The organism is Alcanivorax hongdengensis A-11-3 (assembly GCF_000300995.1).
Taxonomy (GTDB): Bacteria; Pseudomonadota; Gammaproteobacteria; order Pseudomonadales; family Alcanivoracaceae; genus Alcanivorax; species Alcanivorax hongdengensis.
The window spans coordinates 1-629 of record NZ_AMRJ01000088.1 but is presented as its reverse complement, the minus strand read 5'-3'; the positions used below and the strand labels follow the sequence as shown (position 1 = coordinate 629).

1 protein-coding gene is annotated in these 629 nt (G+C 59.6%); it reads right to left on the bottom strand.

The annotated features are described in order from the left end of the window. Positions 1–628 (bottom strand): GTP-binding protein (locus A11A3_RS17175; RefSeq protein WP_008930598.1); only part of this gene is annotated, 628 nt, incomplete at its 3' end. Between the last annotated feature and the right edge of the window lies 1 nt (position 629).

Below are 629 nucleotides of genomic sequence, written 5' to 3'. Positions count from 1 at the left end.
CTACCGCACGCTCCGGCTCCGGGATGTACTCGTCCAGGCACTCTACCAGCTTCTGAACGGCAGGCATGCCGATTTCGCTGGTGTCGCCTTCCAGTGCCTTCAGGGCAGAACCCTTGATGATCGGGGTGTCGTCGCCCGGGAAGTCGTAGTCGCTCAGCAGTTCGCGAACTTCCATTTCCACCAGCTCGAGCAGCTCTTCGTCATCGACCATGTCCGCCTTGTTCAGGAACACAACGATGAACGGTACGCCTACCTGACGGGACAGCAGGATGTGCTCGCGGGTCTGCGGCATGGGGCCGTCAGCGGCGGACACAACCAGAATAGCGCCGTCCATCTGCGCCGCACCGGTGATCATGTTCTTCACATAGTCGGCGTGGCCGGGGCAGTCTACGTGGGCGTAGTGACGAGTCGGGGAATCGTACTCCACGTGAGAGGTCGCGATGGTAATACCACGCTCACGCTCTTCCGGCGCATTGTCGATACCGTCGAAGGCAACGGCAGAACCGCCCCAGACTTCCGCACACACGCGAGTCAGCGCTGCGGTCAGGGTGGTTTTACCATGGTCAACGTGACCAATGGTGCCTACGTTTACGTGCGGTTTATTACGTTCAAACTTTTCCTTTGCCACG